The organism is Streptomyces sp. NPDC050759, from assembly GCF_044456945.1.
Taxonomy (GTDB): domain Bacteria; phylum Actinomycetota; class Actinomycetes; order Streptomycetales; family Streptomycetaceae; genus Streptomyces.
In genome coordinates, this window is sequence record NZ_JBITGI010000002.1 from 138,979 (window position 1) to 156,320 (window position 17,342).

The following is a 17,342-nucleotide window of genomic DNA, read 5'->3' on the forward strand; positions in this document are numbered from 1 at the left end:
TTCGTGCTTGCCCGCGCTCGCCGTGCCGACCACGTGGGCTCCCTGGATCTTGGCGATCTGCACCGCGAGGCCGACGCCGCCCACAGCTCGGTGTCAGGCCGTGACGTCGGCCATCGGAAGGCCGACCGCTTGCCCGGTGGTGAGCTGGGCGGGCTTGTGGATGATCTCGCTGATGGAGGCGAGGGCGTACTCGGCGTAGGTGTTGCCCTGCCCCGAGTCGGCGAGCATGCCAAGGACCTCGTCCCGGAGCGAAGGCGGACACACCCGGGCCGACGGCATCCACTGTGTCGGCGATGTCCCAACCGATGGTGAACGGCGGCTCGCCGGACATCGGCAAGACCGCCGAACACACATGACTGGCAAGCGCGACCTGTTTCAAAACACACTCGCCGGTGCCGGCGGGTGGGTGCGCGGCACCCAGGAGCAGCGCGGCCTCTCGCTCCACGGGGTTCGCGGGTCATCATCCGTGCATGCCCCAAAACAACAGCACTCCAAGGATCGTTGCACCCCTGCTCAGTCTGGCCGCGGCGGTGGCCTGTCAGCAGGTGCCCGGTGAACGACCTGCCTCCGCCGGCCCGACGACGTCGAGTCGGTCACCCGCCAGCAGCGAGACGAGTAACTCGGGTGAACTCCACACGTACGTCGGGATGTGGGTCACCGCGGACGATCAAATCCGACAGGAGCTCCTCCCGAACGGCCGCTATGACGAAGCGCGGGGCAACCGTGAAAGCGCCTATACCGGCCGCTACTGGGTCAGAGGGAATCGCATCGAGTATGCGGACGACACAGGCTTCACGGCCGACGGAACGTTCCAGGGCGACGTCCTTCACCACGGCGGATACGTCTTCTATCGCGAGGACAGCCCGGCACACCGCAAGGCCATTGACACCCGCGTGAGGTGAAAGGGCATACAAGGGCTCAGTGCCCGGCGGAAACCGCCGTGTGAGCCCGCCGCAACGCAGCCGGCTCGTCACAGATCACGGCGCGGGCCTCGAGGCGGCCGGCTGCTTTTCTGCAGCCCGGCCGAAGATGGTGCGACCCCACTGTTTGGTAATGGTGAAGGAGGTGTCACACTCCGCCATACGGTGGGTCAGGCGCGTCATCCGGGCCTGCAGGGCGCGCCGGCTGAGCGGACGCTGTGCATCGCCGAGAAGGAGGCACAGGTCGTGACAGCACCATGGATGCCTCACGGCCTGGATGAGCTCCAGAAGAATCTTCTGAGAGGCGTGCTTTACGTTCCGTGCGAGCTTCGGGCACTCATTGTCGTCGTCCGTGGAATGAAGCGGGGAAAGCACTGCCAGCCAGCGGCGCTCGGCGGCTATTCGGCTGGCCAACTCCTTGGGCGACGCACTGCGAGACAGTACGTTGGCGGCGCCGGCGCGCAATAAGGAGACCGAGTCGGTGTCTTCTGGTATCAGTACGACGACCGTGGACAGCCTGCTGAGTACGTGAACGCGCTGCGGCAGGTCAGGGACCAGGCTGGTGCCCGGCACATCCAGAACTGCCAGGGGTTGCGGCCGGCGCAGCAGGGAAAGGTAGGCGCCTGTCGATCCCCATGGATGGGGGAACGTCGGCATGACGCCCTGGCTCCTCATATCGCGCAGCAAGGCCGCTGTTCCGTCTCGCCGCATCGAGAAAACCACGTCGACCGGGGCTGGAATTCCGGAGTCGACCGATGGGGAAGGTTCCGGCGCGTACAGAGTCTGAGGGATGGGCATTACGGAAACCCGACGTAGTACAGATAGTGGATGATGGCCAAGAGCATGCCCTCAAGCGTTGCGCCGCGTACAGACAAAGCGATGTTCATAAAGTGCTCAACCAGTAACCATGATCCCTCGTCGAGTGCGCTGCGTGAGGGCACCGGGGGATCAGCCAGTGCCACCGATGGCTGACAGCAGTCGTTCTCGGGTCAACTCCAAGAGCTCGGGCACCGGGCTGACGCTCGTGTGCAGAATGCGCAGTGTGCCGGCGAGTGTGCTCAAACCGAGGGTCTGCTCTCCCTCGAATCCGAAGAGGACCGAAGGTCCCCACAAGCTTTTGAGGGTCAACGAACCGTAGGACGTCGCGATGGGCAGGGCTCCGAGATTGGTGAGCAGCAGTTCGTGGGGTGCGGCGGCGGCGAGCATGCCGGCCATGTCAGCCGGGGCCGGGCGGCTTCGCAGGACGCCTGTCCACAGAGCGAGCGACTGAAGCAGCGCGCTCTTGTGGCGGAACGGGGCGAGGGTGTCGGTGAAGGACCGGGCCGCCTCCCACGGGTCGCTCCACTTGCCGACCTGGGCGGTGGTGGCCGGGGCGAGGATGTTGCCCATGCCTTCAGCCGGCGCGGGAAGGAGCCCGCGCAGGCTGAGGGGCGAGTGCACCCGCAGCGGGACGGTCGACCAGTCCGCGTTGAGTTCGGCCGCCGCGCCCAGGGCCGCGGCGGCGACAGCGCCGTGCACGGTCGTGCCTTCTGCCCGGGCGCGTTCGCGCAGTGCGGCTGTCTGGGTCCGGCTCAGAGTGGCGGCATCGATGAAGAGCGCGGCGTCCGGGTCGGGTGTCCGGTAGATGCCGGGCCTGTCGGAGAGGGGGATGTCCATGTCACTCGGCAGAGTCGTGGCTGCGGCGGCGATCTCTCGAGCCAGGAAGTGGTCCACCGGATGCCCAGGATGCCCTTCGGCCGCCCCTTCGATGCTCCCGCCGCTGACGAGGGTCAACAGGTCTCGTACGAGAAATGCCTGCGACAGCCCGTCGACCACCGCATGGTGCGCAACGAGAACCAGCGCGCACCGTTCGGGGCTGTACAGCAGGACGGCCCGTACGGGCGGCACGACCGCCGCATCGACTCCGTGGCGCATCTCGGTGGCCAGTTCGTGTTGCCACCCGGTCGCCGCAAGGTCGGTCACTCGCAGCGGAATCTGCGCGGCGTGGCCGAACGAGAGCCGGGGGCCGTCGCCGCTGTCTCGGATACGGGCGCCGAGGAGGGCGTGGCGGCGCTGGAGGGTGTTCAGCGCCGTTCGCCACTCGTGCACCTCGGTGGGGCCCGCGACTTCGACGGCGGTGGCCGAGTGGGTGGGGCGGTTCTGGTTCATCAGCCACATGAAGTGCTCAGCCACCCCGAGCGGCCGTTCTGCGGGCATGCTGGTGGACTGTGCTGGGGCCGTCGTCACGATGGTGCTCCTCGGGCGAACGTGGTCCGCACACGCTCCTGATCCGGTGGGTGCGCGGACGGTGGATACGGCTCCACTCTCAGCCATCGCCCAGGCCTGGACCAGCCCTTTCCCTGTCCGCTAGTTGTTCACTTCGCGCTCAGTCGACCTTCACGCGCGGCCGCCCCGCGTCGTTGTTCGCCCACCTCCCACAGTCGGCCGGCCACATGGGCGAGCCCTCGGCTGAGGTGGCTGCGGTAAGTACTGAACGGCAGGCGGAGCTGGGTCTGCCGCCTGCTCTTGCGACGTGGCGCCATGGTGGAACGTCGCGGCCAGAGCCCGGTGCAGTCGCGAGCGCGTCTGTATGCCGTACTTCACGCTGCCGTCGGCCGGTGGTCGACGCCGTGTCGTGCACCGGAACTCGTCGCCTCGCTCGGCCGCCGTGTGGAGGAGGCCACGCTCGCCGTCTTCGGCCGGCCAATCATCGCCGCTTCGAGCGGTACGGAGTGCTCGTTGCGCACCGTCATGCACACGCCTGCGGGCGCAGACCGCCAACAGCCGCGACGCTACGGGCGCTGCCGCACAGGCCGGATGACCAACTCGTTGACGTCGACGTCGGCGGGTTGGCTGATCGCATAGGAGATCGCACGAGCGATGGCATCGGGCGAGATGGCCGCCGAGCGGTAAGCCTTCATTGCCGCCGCGGCTTCTGGTTCGGTGATGGTGTCGGCCAGTTCGGACTCGACGACGCCAGGTGAGACAGTGGTGACCCGGATGAACGGCTCAGCCTCCTGCCGCAAGCCTTCTGTGATCGCCCAGGCCGCATACTTCGTGGCGCAGTACACAGCAGCTGTCGGGACCACGGAGTAGGCACCGATCGACGCGATGGTGATGAAGTGCCCGCTGTTCTGGCGCTGGAAGTGCGGCATGGCCGCGGCGATGCCGTGCAGCAGTCCCTTGACGTTGACATCGATCATCCGGTGCCATTCGTCCACCAGCAGTGAGTCGAGGCGCGACAGCGGCATGACGCCGGCGTTGTTGACGATCACGTCGATGTGCCCCCGGGCAGCAACCGTTTCGTCGACGAACCTGGCCACGTCGGCCCGGTCGGTGACGTCGAGACGGCGTACATCGATGCTGCCGCCCTCCGCCCGGACGCTCTTGGCCAGGTCGGTGAGCCGATCCTCTCGACGCGCACCGGCGACGACGTGGTGGCCTTCCGCAGCAAGCCGCCTGGCGATGCCTTCGCCGATGCCGCTCGTGGCACCCGTGACGAGTACGACCTTCCGGTCGCTCCGGTCGCTGCCCTGCCCTGTGGTCTCCGAGGTTGTCCGTGTCACCGTGTCCTCCTTGCTCAGTCAGGGCAGAAGCCCCGTTGACGGATCGTTCACCTGCGAACTTGCCGTGCTTTCGATGGCAGGAGAAGGCCGGGATCTTCCTAGGAGTGCTGCACACACCACACTTGACCGACGAGGCAGTCGTGCCGTCACTGACCCACCCCGCGTCGGGTCACGGGGGCAGGTCCGTGGCGATCCACTCGGTGACCGAGCCGTGGTGGTGCTTCCGGCCGAGGATGTCGCGGGCTCGTGCGGTGCGGACGCGACTGTCTGAACGCGGTGGTGGGAGCGCATCATGTCGGCGCGCACGTCGTCTATGACCTGGCGCTGGAGACGGTGCTGGACCAACTTGTCGATCAGTTGGTCGTCCACGGCTTTCTCCGACACAGCCGCCGCCGGCTCGACAACCTGGTTCTCAGTCGCACGCTCATTGGTCATCCATGCATCGATCGTGGGGAGTTACACCGAGCCATTACGCTCCCGGTCCCGGTCGGCGGGGAGGAACGGTGCGCCGTTCAGTTCATGGCCCCACATGACATCGCTGATGTGTTTGACGGCGGCTGTCAGGTGCCGACGGTAGGTACTGAAGGACATTCCGAGGCGCCTGGCCGCGGCTTCCTGGGTGGGTGCGGCCTTGCTGTACGTGGTCATGACGACGTGATGACGTCTCTCTCCGCCACGCTCGTCCCGCAGGGTGTCGATGGCGTGCAGCAGAGCATCGTGCAGGCTCTGGCCGTGCTCGGCGACGCGGCGGGTGCGGCTCAGGGGGTTTCGTGCCAGCTGGCTGGGCCACCACAGCGCGCGCAGGGCGTCCCGTACGGCGGCGTCGAATTCTGAGCGGGACAGCACGACGTGCTCGGCCCGTTCCTGAGCAGTTCCGCCCGAAGGCGTGACGACACCCGCGCCGGTCAGCAGAGCTTCGTGTCTCTCCGCCATCCACGCCATCACGGGTTGGGTACGCCAGTCGTGGGCGAACAGACGGTACCCGTGGTGGCCGACCGCGGGCCTGGCATCAATGGGCAGCATCTCGGCGGGCTCCAGGTACCCATTCCAGAAGCCGTCGTTCCGCATCACGTTGAACGACCATGCGAGATGGTCGGCGCGGATGATCTCACCCACCGCACGCCACCTGGCCAAAGTGTTGGACGCCGACGGCCGCTGGTACGCCTGCGGGTCCACGTCGAACCGCGCGATGGCCATGTGCTCGCCTGCTCGCAACGGCTTGTCGGCGCGTACGTGCGCCCAGGCGGCGGCCACCACCGGATCGACGTCCTCCCCCTCAGGCCTGTCGAACTGCAGCCATGCGGAGCAGGCAACGATGTCATCGGTCCGAGTCGACCGGTAGACCTTGAACGCTTCGGGCTGCCGATCCAGCCAGAACCGGGCGATCGCGGCCGATTCGGCGCCCTCTGCCTCATGGACCAGCTCCACCACGCGCTCCTGGTCGGCAGGAGTACAGGGCATCTCCCGCACCAGGCCGCGGGGGTGGCCCTCGAAGGTGTCGGAGACATGGCCGGCCACGCCGGCATCCCGTTGCAGGTACATCAGGGCCTGCATCGCCTGGAGCATCTGCGAGGCGGGGACCTCCCGGACCCGGCCGAGCAGATACTGGTGCATCCGCCCACGCAGGGCCGCGAATTCGTCCGGATCACGCCACCGGAGATCAGCCACCAGCACCTCGCGCACCACATCATGCGGAAAGAGTCCCGACGAGGTGGACTCGATGAACGGCTGGGCGCGCAGCCAGGCAAAGAGTTCGGCAGCCCGCTCGCCCGTCATCGCCCGCAGCAGGGCCTCGGAGGTGACCTCGGCCTGAGCGCACACCTCCAGCGCCGCGCGATGCTCCGGGCTCGGCGGATCTCCCACCACTTGCGACAACAACGTCGCGATCACCTCGCCGCCCGGTGACCAGTCGGCCGCCCGCGGTGTCCCCTCCGCGCCCTGCTGAACGGCGACCGCCGCCGCCAGGGACAGGGCCAGCGGATTGCCGCCGGCGAAGGACAGCACCGCGTGGTGCGCTCCTGCGGGGACGCCGCGCACCCGCAGAAACGCCGCGGCGTCGCCCGGGGTCAGGTTTCGCAGCGGCACCACATGCAGAAAGTCACCCCATCCGGGGTCGGCGACCCAGCGCGGATCGGGGGCCACGCGTCCGGAGATCACGACGACCCCGCCCAGCGGCAGTCGCGGCAGGAACTGCTCCCACAACCAGTGCTCCAGGCCGTGGCAGTGCTCAAAGGCATCGACCAGAAGCACCGCGCCCGGCTCGCCGGTGGCTTTTCCCGCCGCGTACTCGAAGTCCTGCGTCGCGGTAACCGTACGGCCGTCCACCTCGACCACCAGCCGCCCCGCCTCCCGCGCCTCGAGGGCGAACCGCCGCAGCAGCGTGGACTTGCCGATCCCCCCGGGCCCGTGCAGATAGACGACAGACGCACCGGCCGGATCCCCCGCCAGCACGGACCGGAACAGCGCCCGCTCCGCCGCCCGCCCGACGAAAGCCCGATCCCGCGCCGCGACCACACGGTCACCCAAGGAGCCGCCGTACCCCATATTCACGAGCCCCGAAAAGCGCGAATCCTTGACCAGATAAATGACGTCGGTCATTTTTGGTCAACCGAAGGAATCAGACGTGCGTCGGTTTGACTTGGTTCACGCCTTCGCCGGTGGCGGCGGTCAGCACATAAGGCAGCCACTGAGAAACCCCAAGAAAAGAAGTTGAACGTGCCGGCGGGTGATCAAGCAGCACGGATCCGAAGGAACAGCCAGGCAGATCGGTCGCTGATGGAGCGGGGGCGGCGGAGCCCCGCTGCGTCACTGTCCGCCGTTCTTCTGCCACCGGGACAGGGACTCCGCCGAGGGGGCTGTCCCGCCGACCGGGCGGCCGACTTCTCCGCCGACGGGCTCCGCGTGCACGCTCCCCAGAAGTGCCAGCGCGTCAGCCGACGGACTGCCCGGTTCGGCGTAATACACGATGAGCCGCTGGCCGGGGTCACGGTCCACTGTGAAGGTCTCCACGACCAGTTCCAGGGAGCCGACGACAGGATGGGAAAAGCCGCAGATGTCGCTTCCCTTTTCGAATATCTCGTGGTCCGCCCAGTAGCGCCGGAAATCCGGGCTGACCGCCGACACTTCTCTCACGAGCCTTGTCAGCCGGGGATCGTTGGGGGCCGTGCCGGCGGTGGCGCGCAGTGAGGCCGCGACAGCACGGGCCGCCTTGTGCCAATCGACGTGGAAGCTGCGTGCCACCGGATCGAGGAAGGTGGTCCGCACATAGTTGCCCGTGATGGTGAAGCCGCTGGTCAAGGCCTCGGCAAGAGCGTTCCGCGCCAGTACGTTGTGCCACCGGTCCAGCACCATCGCGGGCTGCCCCGTCCACATCTGGAGCAGGCGCTGCAGGCCGGGCGCTACCGCTTCCCGATCGTTCTCCGGGCGCAGTGTCGCAGGGGCGCGGCCGGCGAGCAGATACATGTGGTTGATCGCCGGCGCATCAAGGCCGAACACGGACACCAGTGCCTCGAGAATCTGCGGCGAGGGCGACCTTTCCCGTCCCTGCTCGAGGCGCACGTAGTACTGCGTGCTGATCCCGGCCAGTGCGGCGACCTCCTCGCGTCTGAGGCCTGGTGTACGACGCAGGCCTCCCGGAGGCAAGCCGACGTCCAGCGGGCTGACGGCGGCACGTCGGGCTCGTAGGAAATCTCCGAGTGCATTCACAGGCCTCACATTAGGCAGCGTGGCGCCTGCCAGGGAGGGCGAGATCCTGACAGGCAGGCGCAGTGGGCAACCGGGCCTTCTGTGTGCCGGTTTGTTGTCGACGACGTGGCGCAGTCAGGCCAGGACGGGGCTCTTGTCGGCGCCGACGGGCGCCGTTGGAGGCGCGCATCGCCAGGCCCTCACCTGAAGCACGCCGGCGGTGCCGGAGTACTGGCGCCGGAACGCCGACGACGTCCGCGACGACCTTGGGCAGCCCCCGGTAACGCCAAGGCTTGCAGGCCGTCGGGGGTGCGGTGGCCTGCGTGTTCGGCCAGTTGCCGGCCGAGGCGGACGGCACGGGTCAGGAGAAGTTCTGGCGAGTAGTGAGCAGGGTTTGACCTGTCAATGACCGTGTGGCCTACGGAACGCTGGCGGAGTGAGGCCAGATGCGCACACCTCTGCCTCGTATCCACTCGTCGTATACGGAAAGCGCCATGACTGTTCAGGACAAGCGCATCATCGTGACCGGCAGCTCCCGGGGAATCGCCGCCGCGGCCATCGCGTCATTTGCCCGAGCCGGAGCCCGGGTCGCCGCACTGGGAATCAGCGACGAATCGGGCAGGGCTCTCGCCGAAAAGATCACGTCCGAAGGGCCTGGCACCGTCTCCTACTTCCACGCCGATGTCTCGGACAAGTCCGGGGTGACCACGGCCGTGGCCGCCGCCGCCGAGGAGCTGGGCGGCGTCGACTCCCTGGTCAACGTGGCCGGCATCGAAATGGGGGCGCCGGCGGAGGGTATCTCCGAAGAGGACTGGGACCGCGTCTTCGCGGTGAATGCCAAGGGCACCTTCCTCACCGCTCAGGTCGTCTTCCCGTACCTGCGGGAAAATGGCGGCACCATCATCAACTTCGGTTCCGACGCCGCCCTCATCCCCTATCCGAACGGAGCCCACTATTCTGCATCCAAGGGGGCAGTGCTCTCGCTCACTCGTACCCTCGCCGCCGAATGGGGGCGCTACGGGATCCGGGTGAACTCCGTCGATCCGGTGATATGGACGGGGATGTACGACGGGTACCGGGCGCGGATGACCGAGGAGGAACTCGCGGCCCACGACGCTGAGCAAGCCCGCATGATCCCGCTGGGAGGCAAGCTGGGTGACCCGGACTCCGACCTCGCCCCGGTCCTCAACTTCCTCGTCTCCGACGGCTCCCGGTTCATCACCGGCCAGATCATCTCTGTGAACGGTGGCGCCGTGCAGGTCCGTTGACCTTGTGTCTCGGGCCGGCATCAGGGGCGGATCCACCGAAAGGTGCCACCTCAACACATTCCGAACAGGAGGATTCGAGGGGGCCTGAGCCTCTGCACCAACACCGTCGCTGCGCGAGTCTCATTCCGAAACGATCGCTTAGCCAGTCGGCGTTGTCAGTGGTGGGAGGCAGGATGGCGGCATGACCACACCAGTTGCGCAGATCGTGGACGCCGCTGCCTACGCGCAGGCCGTCGAGCACGTCGTGGGGGCCGCGGCCGCCTACTACACGGACGGCACCTCTCCGCTCGATGACGACGCCTACGACCAGTTGGTGCGCGGCATCGCCGTGTGGGAGGCCGCGCACCCCGACCAGGTGCTGCCGCACTCCCCCACAGGCAAGGTCGCCGGCGGCGCGGTCGAGGGCGATGCGCCGCACACGGTGGCGATGCTGAGCCTGGACAACGTGTTCTCGCCCGAGCAGTTCACCGCGTGGATGGCCTCGCTGGCCCGCCGGATCGGACACGACGCGGAGCGCTTCAGCGTGGAGGCCAAGCTCGACGGTCTCGCCGTCGCGGCCCGCTACAGCGAGGGGCGCCTGACTCGGCTGATCACCCGCGGCGACGGGATCGCAGGGGAGGACGTCTCGCACGCGATCGTCACACTCGAAGGGCTGCCGGAGAAGCTGGACCAGCCTGTCACCGTGGAGGTTCGCGGCGAAGTCCTCATGACTACGGCCCAGTTCGAGCACGCCAACGAGGTGCGCACCGCGCACGGCGGGCAGCCGTTCGCCAACCCGCGCGGCGCGTCCGCGGGCACGCTGCGCGCCAAGGAGCGGGCGTACACGGTGCCGATGACGTTCTTCGGCTACGGCCTGCTGCCCCTGCCGGACACCGATGCCGAGTTCACCGAACGGCTGAACGGGCTCGCCCACAGCGAGCTGATGGCTCTGGCCGCCCGGCTGGGAGTGCACACCGCCGCCGCCACCGCGGTGCCCACCGTCACGGCCACGACCGTGGACGAGGTCCTGGAGCGTGTGCGGGAGATCGCCGCGCTCCGCGCCGAGCTGCCCTTCGGGATCGACGGCATCGTCATCAAGGCCGACCTGGCCGCCGACCAGCGAGCCGCCGGTTCCGGGTCGCGCGCGCCCCGCTGGGCGATCGCCTACAAGCTCCCCGCCGTGGAGAAGATCACCCGTCTGGTGGCGGTGGAGTGGAACGTGGGCCGCACCGGGATCATCGCCCCGCGCGGCGTGCTGGAGCCGGTGCAGATCGAGGGCGCCACCATCACCTATGCAACGCTGCACAACCCGGCCGACATCACCCGCCGCGACCTACGGCTGGGCGATCACGTCATGGTCCACCGCGCCGGCGATGTCATCCCGCGCATCGAGGCACCGGTCGCCCACCTGCGCACCGGCGACGAGCAGCCCATCGTGTTCCCCGAGATGTGCCCACGGTGCGGCTCCGCCATCGACACCAGCCAGGAGCGCTGGCGGTGCGAGCAGGGCCGTAACTGCCATCTGGTGGCCTCTCTCTCCTACGCCGCCGGCCGCGACCAGCTCGACATCGAGGGCCTGGGCGCCACCCGCGTGGTGCAGCTCGTCGAGGCCGGACTGGTCGCGGATCTGGCCGACCTGTTCGCCCTGACCCGCGAGCAGCTTCTGGGACTGGAGAGGATGGGCGAGACGAGCACCGACAACCTGCTCGCGGCCCTCGCCACGGCCCGGACCCGGCCGCTGTCACGGGTGCTGTGCGCGCTCGGTGTGCGCGGCACCGGCCGCTCCATGTCCCGCCGCATCGCCCGTCACTTCGCCACCATGGACAACATCCGTGGCGCCGACGCCGAGGCACTGCAGCAGGTCGAGGGCATCGGCCCGGAGAAGGCCCCCTCCATCGTCACCGAAATCGCCGAACTCACGGAACTGATCGACAGACTCGCCGCGGCCGGAGTAAACATGACCGAACCCGGCGCCACTCCCCCGCCTGCGACAGACGACGACCCCGCAGCACCGGCCGACACACCGGACGACCGCCCGCTTACGGGTATGACGGTCGTCGTCACCGGCGCGATGGCCGGGCCCCTGGAAAACCTCAGCCGCAACCAGATGAACGAGCTCATCGAGCGGGCGGGCGGCAAATCCTCCTCCAGCGTCTCGAAGAAGACCTCCCTCGTGGTCGCCGGCGAAGGCGCGGGCTCCAAGCGGGCCAAGGCGGAAACCCTCGGCATCCGCCTCGCCGCACCCGACGAATTCGCGCTGCTCGTCGCCGACTACCTGCACTGATCACGTCACCGCCGACCGCCTGTGCCGCTGCGCCCAGCGACCCGGGCCAGGGCCATGGACGTCCTCCCAGAGCGAGGAGGCCGCCGACAAGAGCGGCACTGCTGTCGGCGCAGCAGAACCCGACACCCCGCTCAGTGAACTCCGTGACGACCTCGTGTCCGCCGTGTACCAGCGAGCCCTCCTCCTGGCGACCGCAAACCGACCAACACCGCGGCCCAGCTCGACGGCGGCTCCGGATTGCACGGCGGCATCGCCCTCGCCACCGAACTCGTCCGCGAGGGCACCGTCTCCGAGGACCTCGTCGACCGGGCCGTACGACGCGTGCTGCGCCAGAAGATCGAACTGGGACTGCTGGACGCCGACTTCAACCCTGACAGCACCGCGGACGGCCCCATCGATCTGGACCCGCCGGCGCACCGGGCCGTCGCCCGCGAGCTGGCCGAGCAGTGCATCGCACTGCTCGGCAACCGAGACGGTCGCCTCCCCCTGGCGCCGGACACCGGATCCATCACCCTCATCGGCCCGTGCGCCGACGACGCCAGAAGGCGAGCGCCGACAGGTGCAGCCCGTACCGGTCGAACAACTCCCGTACTCCATCAGCCTGTTGAGGCCCGAATTCGGCAACGGGCAAGTGCGAGGCCTCGAAGTCGCGGCCTCCGGTGACCGGCCAGGCGGCCACCCTCCAGCGCCTCATATCCGGCCCGGGCCGCCCAGGCCGCGATCTCGGTGAGGGAAAGCTGTGGCAGACAGGCGGGAGCATGCCGAGTTTCATACGCGGGCCTCCGGGGCTACGGGGGTGTCGTCGACGTCGGTCCAGGCGAGGGAGGCGGCGGAGCGCAGGACGGCCTCGACGATGCGGGCCGAGCGCACCCCGTCGACACCTGTCGGCAGCCCCTTGGGCGTGCCCCCTCCGATCGCCGCGTAGGCGTCGGCGACGAACGCGGCGAAGCAGTCCCCGTAGCCCTGATCAACCCGATCGCCGACGGATCGGTTCTCGTCGACGGAACCGACGTGAGCGCGATGCGCGAGGAGGACCTCAAACGGGTCCGGTCCTCGGTGGGGTCCCGGTGCGCGGGCGAGGGCGGCACGTGCTCCTTCAGCGGCACCCGCTCGGTCGCCTACGGGGCAGGGACGTACACATACAAGACGGTGACCGACAGCACCGCCTGCACCAGCGCCTCCTTCGGCGGCGACCCGGCGGCGAATCTCGTCAAGTCCTGTTACGTCGCCGACGCGGGAGGCCCGCCCGGTTACACCGTGTGCATGGCCGAGGGCGGTACCTGCACCGTCCCCGGCTACAACCGGGACGTCGCCTACGGTGCCAACGGCAACTTCGCCCATCAGGTCACCAACGGCTCCGTCGCCTGTACCAACGCCCACTTCGGCGATCCCATCGACGGCGTCGCCAAGTCCTGCTACCTACCGTCCGCCGGAGCCCCGCCCGGTGGCTGGACCAAGTGCGCGGACCAGAACGGCACGTGTTCGGCCGCCGCGGGACAGCCGGTGATGTACGGCGCCTACGGAGCGTTCACCACGCGCACGGCGACCGGCGACACGCCGTGCACCGACGGCACGTTCGGCGACCCGATACCCGGCGAGTCGAAGGCGTGTTACACCGCGACCGGCGGCCCGGCCGGATACGGCACGACCTGCTCGGACGAGACCGGGACGTGCGCCTTCAGCGGACAGCAGACCGTCGCCTACGGCGCACGGGGCAGCTTCGTGTACAAGTCGTTCACCGGCGGCACCGGCTGCACGACAGCGGCGTTCGGCACCGATCCACTGCCGGGCGTGCAGAAGAGCTGCTACCTCGCCTCCTGAAGTCCGCGAGGCCTCCCCGCACGTTGCCGCCACCTGGCACGACAGGTGGCGGCGACCGCCTCCCCGCGGGTCCTGGAAGGCCCGGATCCCGGGGTCAGTTGAAGGGGTCGAGGGTGATGTACGCCTGCTGCGGATTTCCGTCGTTCACCAGCGACTCGTAGTTGCCCACGTCGTCGAACGCGAAGGCGTACGCCTTGCCGTCGGCCATCTGCGCGTGGATCTTGCGGGCGTAGTGGTTGGTGACGACGTCCGTGTAGAAGCCGGAGCTGCTGGTGTCGGGCTGGTTGGGGTTCGTCAGCAGCGTCGAGCGGTTGAAGCCTGCGCACAGGGTGCGGGAGATCGGGCCGCGCACCAGGTCGTTCGGTGCGTCCAGGAGCTTGTAGCAGCCGAAGATGCTGTCCGAGTCGGGCTTCTGGAAGGTCGTGACGACGGCCCCGGAGGCGTTGGTGAAGTTCATGACGTTGCCGGAGACCCGCCCGTAGTACTTGGTGTTCGGCTGATCGCCGAAGGGCGTGACCGTCAGGGTCGAGGTGCTGTACTTCTGCCACACACGGTTGATGTAGTCGTCCATCACATTCGCCGGCAGTGCGCCCGCCTCGATGCCGTGCCCCGGTGCCAGGGCCCGCAGGACCGTGCCGTCGGAACGGGTCTGGATGAGGTTCGCCCAGCCGCCCGGCTGGCCGCGCAGCGCAGTGAAGAAACCGTTGTAGCCGCCGGGCTTCAGGTGGCCGGTGTTCTTCACCGTGCCGTCGCCGGCCTTCACGCCGACCGCGTACGGCGCGGAGAACATGTCGACCTGGGTGCTGTTGATCCACAGACCGGAGTCGTTGAGGGTGTATTCGGTCCAGTTGAAGAGGATGTTCCTGTTGGGGTCGGAGGGGTTCTGCACCGCGGGCTGCACGAGTCCGCCGGTGGTCAGCTTGAAGACGAGCTTCTGGCCGTAGGAGAAATAGACGCGACCGGAGAACTTCGGCATCCGGAGCGTCATGGTCTGACCGTTGGCCGGTCCTGCGATCGACGCGTCGGGCGCGTCGGTCGGCGGGTTGCCGCCGGCGGGCCAGGCGTGGAACGTGCCGTTCGCGTCGGCCCAGCCCTGCTGGCCGGTGGTGAGCAGGGTGCCGATGTTGTAGACGTAGACCTGGTCACCGCGGCCCGAGTTGTTGCTGATCGTCAGGGGGATGGTGGTGGGCACGGCGGCCTGGGCCTGGCTGCCGGAGCCCGTCACGGTGATACCCAGACTGATGGCCAGGGCTGCCAGTACGGCGGCCAGCGTTCTTCGCGTCACAGAGATGGACACATTCTTCTCCTTGTTCTTGGTGCGAAGACGTGAGGGCGGAGACTCCCTGGGACACGGGCCGCTGATGGGAGTCAGGAGGCGGCGTTCATCAGATCGAGGCCACTGTGCTGGCGGGCGGCGTCGGTCTTGTCCAAGGGGCCGTACCAGCGCAAGCCGTACTGGTCGAGCGCGTTGCGGTCGGACGCGTACGCCTGAGCGGCCTGCCTGCTGAGGTACGCCGTGTACGGGCGGTCGGACAGGACCTCGTTGAGCTTCGCCAGGCCCCGTACGTCGGCGCCCTTGAAAGAGGGCCCGTCGGCACCGCAGTCACCGCTCTCGCAGGGGTCCTTGAGGATGCCCGCCGAGGTGTTGAGCCTGCTGGAGGTGGTGTTGGCGTCGGCGATACGGCGGGCAGCGGTGAGGACGGAGGAGTCGGCCGTGGCCTTGTACAGCTCGGTCAGACCGCCGACCAGTTGGCCCTGGTTGTACGACCAGACCGTGGCGTTGCCGTTCTTGCACGTACTCAGGCTGATTCCGTCGCCCACCGTCTGGTCGGAGTTGACCATGCCGGTGCCCTGGAACCACGCCCAGTCCGTCCTCGCGCGCCGAAGGTATGTGGTGTCGCCCGGGATGCGATTGTGCAGGGCGGCATTGAGCTCGATGTAGAGGGAGTTGGGGATGGCGTTCTTCACGGTCTTCGCGGTGCTCCACCACACACCGCCGCCGCAGGTGTTGTCCCAGTAGGAGGCCATGTAGTCCGCGTCGGCCCGGGCTGTGGCCAGGTAGCGGCGGTCACCGGTCAGGTCGTAGGCCGCGATCCAGGTCAGGCCCCACCATCCGGTGTCGTCGATGTAGTCGTTGCGGAACTGCCCGGCAGCGGCGTTGACTTGCAGGTCGTAGGTACGGTCGATGGCGTAGGTGTAGCTCTTCATGCCGGTGACCCGGGCGTTGTCGATGACGGCGTGCAGCGCGTTGGCGGAGTTCCACCATCCGGTCGTGTCGAACAGGCCGGTGCCGTAGTCGTAGAACTGCATCTGCGCGGTGGCCGCGGCGGTGCGCCGGTCGGCGGCGTTCCAGGTGGAGCGGGCCCAGGGCGTGCAGACGATGTCGGTGCGGTCGGCGGCCTTGCCGCAGGCGCGCAACGCGCCGACGCCGTGGTTCGCCCAGTCATCGACGTTGTACATCATGGTCCGCCAGCCGGTCTGGCCGGCCGGGATCGTGGTCGCGCCGATCCTGCTGCCCGAGGACCAGGTGCGCCCACCGTCGAACGAGCGGTCCATCCACACCTCGTCCCCGGGGCTGCCGTTGCCTACGGACGCCCAGCCCATGGCGTCGGCGTCGTCGAAGTGCAGCACGAAGGTGCGCGAGAAGAGCGTGGCGGTGACGGGCCTGCGGTCCTGGCTGCTGAGGGCCGGGTCCCGCGCGTCGCAGTAGTTGTTGCACACCGCCTCCGCGGCCACGGAGGCGGTGGCGGTGGCGGTGGGAGCGACCTGCACCAGGACGACTGACATCGTTATCAGGAGACTCGGCAGGAGTGCGGCGAACAGTGATCGCTTGGCGTGCATGGAAGAACTCCCGAGGCTTGCCGAACACTGCGGTGGGGGCACAGGGGCTGGTCCTTGAAAGCGTGTCGCAGACGCTAACCGGAAGCGGTGCACACGTCAATGGTCTGGACCTAATGGCACACCGTCGCCCCCTCGCCGGACAATTAGACGACGTCCATCGCGAAGCGGCGGCAGACGTGCACTCGGGCGAACTGCCCGCGCATGACCTGTTCGTCTCTGAGGTCGGCGTGGAGGAAGGCCGTCATCGGCCGTAGCCCTGTCCGTCGTTCGCCGATGGCCCGGTCCGGCTCGCCGGCGTCGGTGTAGTAGTTGGCGTAGACGTGAAGGTAATGCCTGCTCTCGTTGAAGCCCATCGCCCGATACCAGCGCAGTGTGTCCTGATCGTCCCTGGTCCAGGCGTCCAGCGTCGGCACGCCCAGCGTGCCGACGCGGGCGCGCGCCTCGGCGAGCAGGGCACGGCCGATGCCCTGGTGCTGGCGGTCGGGGTGGACGGCGACGGTGTCGATGGTCGCCAGTTCGCCCTCGACGGTGACGTCCATGATCCCGATGACGGTCCCGCGTTCCTCGGCGGCGACCAGCCCGAAGCCTGGAGCGGGGGTCTCGGGCTTGGTCTTCAGGACGTCGTCGAAGTAGGCACTCCCCAGGAAGGAGAGCACCCGGCAGCGCAGCCAGGACGTCTCGTCCGCAGGGCGATACTCACGTATGACGTGGTTCAAAATGGTGATCCTCAATGTGCGTAGCGAAGTCCGGATGGTGGCGGTCACTACGTTGAGAGATCACAGCGGAGATTCTGCGCACTGTCCCACGCCCGGGCAATCGGTTTTGCTCGATGGCCCCGACCGCTGCCGCAAAGGGCTGCCCGGTTGCGGTCGATGACGGGCCTTGATGTGATCAGTTGACGCGTCCGTGTCGCCGTCAAGGACCTGCGCGTTGAATGGGGCGATGCGCCGATGTGGGCGTGTCTGCGGTCCGCCTCATCTGCCCGGTAATGAAGCGGACC

The 17,342-nt window shown here is 68.1% G+C and carries 14 protein-coding genes; 5 read left to right on the top strand and 9 right to left on the bottom strand.

From position 1 onward, the window contains the following. Positions 1-93: 93 nt before the first annotated feature. Positions 94-228, bottom strand: a complete 135-nt coding sequence (locus ACIBJB_RS06415; protein ID WP_398927105.1) for a hypothetical protein — start codon at positions 226-228, stop codon at positions 94-96. Between the two features lie 317 nt (positions 229-545). Between ACIBJB_RS06415 and ACIBJB_RS06420 the strand changes: the two genes are divergently transcribed. Beyond that, the gene (locus ACIBJB_RS06420; protein WP_398928393.1) at positions 546-902 is read left to right on the top strand and encodes an Atu4866 domain-containing protein; all 357 of its coding nucleotides are present in this window, start codon (positions 546-548) and stop codon (positions 900-902) included. A 75-nt stretch (positions 903-977) separates the two neighbouring features. Here the strand turns inward: ACIBJB_RS06420 and ACIBJB_RS06425 are convergent, their stop codons facing one another. The 5 genes from ACIBJB_RS06425 to ACIBJB_RS06445 form a co-directional block, all read right to left on the bottom strand. Beyond that, entirely contained in the window at positions 978-1,577 is a 600-nt protein-coding gene (locus ACIBJB_RS06425; protein ID WP_398927107.1) for a hypothetical protein, read from the bottom strand. A 291-nt stretch (positions 1,578-1,868) separates the two neighbouring features. Further along, positions 1,869-3,146, bottom strand: a complete 1,278-nt coding sequence (locus tag ACIBJB_RS06430) for a condensation domain-containing protein (RefSeq protein WP_398927109.1) — start codon at positions 3,144-3,146, stop codon at positions 1,869-1,871. 545 nt (positions 3,147-3,691) lie between these two features. Beyond that, complete coding sequence (locus tag ACIBJB_RS06435) at positions 3,692-4,465, bottom strand: SDR family oxidoreductase (protein ID WP_398927111.1); 774 nt, start codon at positions 4,463-4,465, stop codon at positions 3,692-3,694. Positions 4,466-4,921: 456 nt separating this feature from the next. Beyond that, positions 4,922-7,063: an ATP-binding protein gene (locus tag ACIBJB_RS06440; RefSeq protein ID WP_398927113.1), complete on the bottom strand. Its 2,142-nt coding sequence runs from the start codon at positions 7,061-7,063 to the stop codon at positions 4,922-4,924. Between the two features lie 207 nt (positions 7,064-7,270). Next, positions 7,271-8,179, bottom strand: a complete 909-nt coding sequence (locus ACIBJB_RS06445; RefSeq protein WP_398927115.1) for a helix-turn-helix domain-containing protein — start codon at positions 8,177-8,179, stop codon at positions 7,271-7,273. 464 nt (positions 8,180-8,643) lie between these two features. Between ACIBJB_RS06445 and ACIBJB_RS06450 the strand changes: the two genes are divergently transcribed. The 4 genes from ACIBJB_RS06450 to ACIBJB_RS06465 all read left to right on the top strand — a co-directional run bounded on the left by ACIBJB_RS06450 (position 8,644) and on the right by ACIBJB_RS06465 (position 13,501). Next, complete coding sequence (locus tag ACIBJB_RS06450; protein WP_398927117.1) at positions 8,644-9,417, top strand: SDR family NAD(P)-dependent oxidoreductase; 774 nt, start codon at positions 8,644-8,646, stop codon at positions 9,415-9,417. Positions 9,418-9,598: 181 nt separating this feature from the next. Next, positions 9,599-11,680, top strand: coding sequence for an NAD-dependent DNA ligase LigA (ligA, locus tag ACIBJB_RS06455; RefSeq protein ID WP_398927119.1), 2,082 nt, complete (start codon positions 9,599-9,601; stop codon positions 11,678-11,680). A gap of 237 nt (positions 11,681-11,917) precedes the next feature. Beyond that, positions 11,918-12,343 carry a hypothetical protein gene (locus ACIBJB_RS06460; protein WP_398927121.1) on the top strand — a complete coding sequence of 142 codons (426 nt, stop codon included), beginning with the start codon at positions 11,918-11,920 and terminating at the stop codon, positions 12,341-12,343. Positions 12,344-12,691: 348 nt separating this feature from the next. After that, the gene (locus ACIBJB_RS06465) at positions 12,692-13,501 is read left to right on the top strand and encodes a hypothetical protein (protein ID WP_398927122.1); all 810 of its coding nucleotides are present in this window, start codon (positions 12,692-12,694) and stop codon (positions 13,499-13,501) included. 94 nt (positions 13,502-13,595) lie between these two features. On the opposite strand, the gene ACIBJB_RS06470 is transcribed toward ACIBJB_RS06465, so the two are convergent. The 3 genes from ACIBJB_RS06470 to ACIBJB_RS06480 all read right to left on the bottom strand — a co-directional run bounded on the left by ACIBJB_RS06470 (position 13,596) and on the right by ACIBJB_RS06480 (position 17,058). Next, positions 13,596-14,792: a glycoside hydrolase family 64 protein gene (locus ACIBJB_RS06470; RefSeq protein ID WP_398928395.1), complete on the bottom strand. Its 1,197-nt coding sequence runs from the start codon at positions 14,790-14,792 to the stop codon at positions 13,596-13,598. Positions 14,793-14,869: 77 nt separating this feature from the next. Next, positions 14,870-16,288 carry a glycoside hydrolase family 76 protein gene (locus tag ACIBJB_RS06475; protein WP_398928398.1) on the bottom strand — a complete coding sequence of 473 codons (1,419 nt, stop codon included), beginning with the start codon at positions 16,286-16,288 and terminating at the stop codon, positions 14,870-14,872. Positions 16,289-16,485: 197 nt separating this feature from the next. Then, positions 16,486-17,058 (bottom strand): GNAT family N-acetyltransferase, encoded by a 573-nt coding sequence (locus ACIBJB_RS06480; protein WP_398927124.1) that lies wholly within the window; start codon positions 17,056-17,058, stop codon positions 16,486-16,488. Between the last annotated feature and the right edge of the window lie 284 nt (positions 17,059-17,342).

What these genes read in the sequence shown, in the direction of transcription:
- ACIBJB_RS06415 (WP_398927105.1), bottom strand. Translation starts at nt 228, where the DNA reads ATGCTCGCCGACTCGGGGCAGGGCAACACCTACGCCGAGTACGCCCTC.
- ACIBJB_RS06425 (WP_398927107.1), bottom strand. Translation starts at nt 1,577, where the DNA reads ATGCCGACGTTCCCCCATCCATGGGGATCGACAGGCGCCTACCTTTCC.
- ACIBJB_RS06440 (WP_398927113.1), bottom strand. Translation starts at nt 7,063, where the DNA reads ATGACCGACGTCATTTATCTGGTCAAGGATTCGCGCTTTTCGGGGCTC.
- ACIBJB_RS06450 (WP_398927117.1), top strand. Translation starts at nt 8,644, where the DNA reads ATGACTGTTCAGGACAAGCGCATCATCGTGACCGGCAGCTCCCGGGGA.
- ligA (WP_398927119.1), top strand. Translation starts at nt 9,599, where the DNA reads ATGACCACACCAGTTGCGCAGATCGTGGACGCCGCTGCCTACGCGCAG.
- ACIBJB_RS06475 (WP_398928398.1), bottom strand. Translation starts at nt 16,288, where the DNA reads ATGTCAGTCGTCCTGGTGCAGGTCGCTCCCACCGCCACCGCCACCGCC.